The organism is Kitasatospora sp. NPDC043950 (genome assembly GCF_056435345.1).
In genome coordinates this window covers 1-2,311 of record NZ_JBWKER010000132.1, presented here as the reverse complement: position 1 = coordinate 2,311, position 2,311 = coordinate 1, and the positions used below count along the sequence as shown (strand labels likewise).

Sequence of the window (2,311 nt, the reverse complement as noted above, 5' to 3'; positions counted from 1 at the left end):
CTCCTCCCCAAACACACCATCCCCAACCAACACACCAAAGCCACCCACAACGCCCTCACCAACCTCAACCACCAACTCACACACAACACAAACACAGACACCCGATAGCCACCCGCGGCCCCTCGTGCCCGACCCGCGACTCGCGCACAGACCACCTGCTCACCGCCAACTCCCGTGAAGTCGACCGCGGGAGCTGGCGAACCGGGCCACCCGTCGAAACCGCCCCCGCGATGGGCGCGACCCGGGACCTGCTTTCCGCCCGTCGCTCCGACTACTACTGACAGCTGTCGCCCACTCCGCACCCCGCCGGCCCCGCGCGAACAACGCCCGCCCCAGCCCTACCGGCTGTCACCCCGGCCCGGCACAATCACCCGTATGACGATCACCCCGAGCGCGCCGCCTCCGCGCAGCACTCCGGTCGCCCTCGCCCGCAGTTTCCTGACGGGGGCCGTGATCGGGGGCTCGCTGGCCGCGCTCGTCGTCGGCGTGGTCGTCGAGAAGGTGCCCTTGTTCATCGGGGGTTTGGGACTGCCCATCGCCTACGGCCTGTTGCTCCTCCTCGCCGGGGCGCCGCGGCGGGCCCGGGAAGCGGCGGTCGTGCCCCGGACGGCGCTCGCGATGATCGAGAGCATGCGCGCCATTGGGGGTGAGACGAGCGACGTGCCGGTGCGGTTCGATCTCACCGTCGCACCGGACGACGAGCCGGCCTACCGCGTCGGGATCACTCAGGACATCAACCTGGTCGACCTCCCCGACTACCGGCCGCGCGGCGTCCTGGTGGTGAAGTATCCGCAGGACAGGCCGTGGCGGGTGAGGATCGTGAAGCGGCCGACCCCGGAGTGGGAGGAGCGGGCGGCCGGCGCTCAGCTGGATTCGGCTCCCGAGTCGACCATGGTGACCGAGCCTCCCGAGGGCCGTTCGACCGGCTTCGTCGGGCTCTTCGGCCTGCTGCTCGCCGCGGCTGCCGTGGTCTTCCTGTTCCGCGTGGACCTGTTCGAACAGCAGGACTCCGCTTCTCCGGCACCGACGGTCACTTCGACGTGGTCGACCACGGTGGTGTCGTCCGGGACCGGGACTGTCTCCCTCGGGCCGGACCAGTCGTTCCTCGACGACGGCGAACTGCGCAAGGCCATCAACTCCCTTACCGAGGGGAAGGATCCGCGCCAGGCGATCACCGTCTTCGCGCAGGAACGCGTGCTGTCGGTCGTGTTCTCCCCGAGCGGCACGAAGGCCCCCCAGTTCGATCCACTGTCCCTGCCCTACGAGCGGTTCCCGGCCCTGGTCAAGGAGGCCGAGACGACGCTCGGCGTCCGCTCCCCGACGTCCTGGCAGATCACCGCCGACCATCTCGCCGGCTCCCTCACGATCAGGGTCGGCGTGACCGGGCCCGAGGGCAGTGCCTCGCTGGAGGCGAACGGTGAGGGCCAGGTGGTGCGACGCACCCCGGCACGCTGATCACCGCGCTTCACCCGCGCTCGACGCGCTTCGACATCAAGACTGCTTTCCACCAGCCGACTTGGGCCGGCCACCGCGGCTCCCCACCGGCCCGGACGTGGTAGATCTTGCACGCGACGGGTTGCCACGGCAGCGAGGAAACCCCGGCGGACCGTACCGGAGGGACAGGAGGAGGACACATGGGCTGGCACGACTGTCTGGCGCTCTGGTGCGGGGTGTTCGGCACATTGGCACTGCTCGGGTACGGGCGGTCGCTGGCGGGGGTGACCCGAGCCCAGCGGACGGTCCGGGTGATGGGGCGGATCGAGCGGGTGCAGGAGCCACGGCACGGAGGTTCCGAGGGGGACGGCATAGCGGTCGTCGTCACCTTCCAAGACTCCTCCACCGGGCAGGAGTTCACCGTGACGAACGACGGCGACTGCGGCGACAGGATCAACACGGCCTGGACGGGCCGGGAGATCGGGATCCGCTATCCGCCCGGGAGACCGCACGCCTTCCGGTTCACCAACGACCTCTGGGCCGGCCGCTACGGGCTCGGCTGGCCGAACTTCGCGGTGTTCCTGATCTACGTCGGGCTGGTGGTCGTCGCCGCGATCGACTGGGGCTGGCCGTGGGCCCTGATCGGTGTCGGCGCGCCGTGGAGCGTGTTCCTCGCGTGCTCCCTGCCCCAGGAGGTCCGCCAGGCGCGGAGCCGGTTCGACACCCTGGCCGCGATGGTTCCCGTTCCGGGCCGTGTGGTCGCCGTCGTCAGGAACGTCCGCACTGAGGTGACCCCTGTGATGTGGACACTCTGATGGCGGATCTTGATGGTCCGGGAAGATGGTTCATATGGCAGGGCGGAAGTACACCCCGGAGT

2 protein-coding genes are annotated in these 2,311 nt (G+C 69.6%); both read left to right on the top strand.

Annotated features, from left to right (window positions below; translation table 11 throughout):
• Window positions 1–375: 375 nt before the first annotated feature.
• Entirely contained in the window at window positions 376–1,455 is a 1,080-nt protein-coding gene (locus AC07BF_RS37760; RefSeq protein ID WP_478334602.1) for a hypothetical protein, read from the top strand.
• A 179-nt stretch (window positions 1,456–1,634) separates the two neighbouring features.
• A complete protein-coding gene (locus tag AC07BF_RS37755) occupies window positions 1,635–2,249 on the top strand; it encodes a DUF3592 domain-containing protein (protein ID WP_478334601.1) in 615 nt (204 codons plus the stop codon).
• Window positions 2,250–2,311: the final 62 nt, after the last annotated feature.

Coding starts and splice junctions, on each gene's coding strand:
- AC07BF_RS37755 (WP_478334601.1), top strand. CDS start 1,635: ATGGGCTGGCACGACTGTCTGGCGCTCTGGTGCGGGGTGTTCGGCACA.
- AC07BF_RS37760 (WP_478334602.1), top strand. CDS start 376: ATGACGATCACCCCGAGCGCGCCGCCTCCGCGCAGCACTCCGGTCGCC.